The following is a 2,167-nucleotide window of genomic DNA, read 5'->3' as shown; positions in this document are numbered from 1 at the left end:
AGCTAAAGGAGAATAAATGGTCATTTGCTAACGTAGCCGGTCTTATCAGGCAACATCTTGGAACTTATATCGATCTGATCAACTTCCTCGTAAATCCTGAAAAAGCAATTATAGGATATAACAGCGAAGTAAAAAGCTACCAACTAACACTTTTTAAAACCTAAAAAGGGGGCTTTGTTTTAATTGTCGCCGTTAAATATCCCTCAATTAAACACAAATGACCTTTTTTATGTTTATCGGACAACAGTGACTCACTACTCACTACTCACTACTCACTACTCACTACTCACTACTAAGTCTGTATCACCCCCACATTAAACGCTTTTTCAATAGGCGCATGGTTAGCAGCCTCTATACCCATGGATATTACTTTACGGGTTTCTAATGGATCGATTATGCCATCAACCCAAAGCCGTGCAGCTGCATAGTATGGCGTGGTTTGGCTGTTATACCTGTCGGTGGTTTGTTTTAACAGTTCCTGCTCCTTCACCTCATCTACCAACTCCCCTTTTGCTTTTAGCCCTGCCGACTGCATTTGCACCAGCACTTTGGCTGCCTGCGCGCCGCCCATAACGGCTATTTTTGCCGATGGCCAGGCATATATCAGCCGAGGATCATAGGCCTTGCCGCACATGGCGTAGTTACCCGCACCGTAGGAGTTACCTATAACTATGGTAAACTTGGGCACTACCGAATTGGCTACCGCATTTACCATTTTGGCCCCATCTTTTATAATGCCTCCCTGTTCGCTGCGGCTGCCTACCATAAAACCGGTAACGTCCTGTAAAAACACCAGTGGAATTTTCTTTTGGTTGCAGTTCATAATAAAACGGGTTGCCTTATCGGCCGAGTCGGAATAGATGACGCCGCCAAACTGCATTTCTCCTTTTTTCGATTTAATCACCTTACGCTGGTTAGCCACAATGCCTACCGCCCAGCCATCAACCCGGCCCAGGCCGCAAATGATGGATTGACCATAACCTTCCTTATATTCTTCAAAAGCCGAATCGTCCAGTAACCGTAAAATAATCTCGCGCATATCGTAAGCCTTCTCGCGGTTATCGGGCAAAATGCCGTAAATATCTTTGGGATCTAACTTGGGCGCGAGGGGTTTTATCCTGTCGAACCCGGCCTTGTTATAGTCGCCTACCATGCTCATAATGTTACGGATAGAATCGAGGCAGGCTTGGTCGTTAGGTTGTTTATAATCGGTAACGCCCGAAATTTCGCAATGCGTGGTAGCGCCGCCCAGGGTTTCGTTATCCACATCCTCGCCTATGGCCGATTTTACAAGGTATGATCCTGCCAGGAAAACCGATCCGGTGCCCTCTACAATCATAGCCTCATCGCTCATGATAGGTAAGTACGCCCCACCCGCCACGCATGAGCCCATGATGGCCGAAATCTGGACGATACCCATACTGCTCATCATGGCATTATTCCTGAAAATGCGGCCGAAATGTTCTTTATCCGGGAATATCTCGTCCTGCAAAGGCAAATACACCCCCGCCGAATCTACCAGGTAAATGATAGGCAGCCGGTTTTCCATGGCTATTTCCTGGGCTCTCAAATTTTTCTTAGCCGTTATCGGGAACCAGGCGCCGGCCTTTACCGTGGCATCATTGGCCACAATTACACATTGCCTGCCCGATACATAGGCAATGCCGCAAACTACACCACCAGACGGGCAGCCGCCATGCTCGGCATACATGCCATCGGCAGTAAAAGCACCAACCTCCAGCCAGGGCTTATCTTTATCTATCAAATAGGCCACCCGCTCGCGCGCCAGCATTTTGCCTTTTTCTTTTTGTTTCAAAGCAGCTTTTTCGCCGCCGCCCAGGTAAACTTTTTTTAACCGGGTTTTAAGCTCATAAACAAGCTGCTTGTTTATATCTTCATTTATATTGAATGACAGATCCATAATTGGTATATAATAGAAAACGTAATTTAGGGATAATTACCGTTGTAAAGGTAATTTTTAGTTTTCAATTGGTCAGGGTTCATTGGTCATTGGTCATTGGTCATTGGTCATTGGTTCATTGGTCATTGGTCATTGGTCATTGGTCATTGGTCATTGGTCATTGGTCATTGGTCATTGGTCATTGGTCATTGGTCATTGGTCATTGGTCATTGGTCATTGGTCATTGGTCATTGGTCATTGGTCATT

1 protein-coding gene is annotated in these 2,167 nt (G+C 45.9%); it reads right to left on the bottom strand.

Annotation, left to right across the window (positions count from 1 at the left end):
• Positions 1 to 292 precede the first annotated feature (292 nt).
• Entirely contained in the window at positions 293 to 1,921 is a 1,629-nt protein-coding gene (locus AC1DV1_RS31195) for an acyl-CoA carboxylase subunit beta (protein ID WP_477368720.1), read from the bottom strand.
• Between the last annotated feature and the right edge of the window lie 246 nt (positions 1,922 to 2,167).

Source organism: Mucilaginibacter sp. P4_D1 (assembly GCF_056401935.1).
The sequence above is the reverse complement of the archived record's forward strand: the minus strand, read 5'-3'. Positions and strand labels throughout refer to the sequence as shown.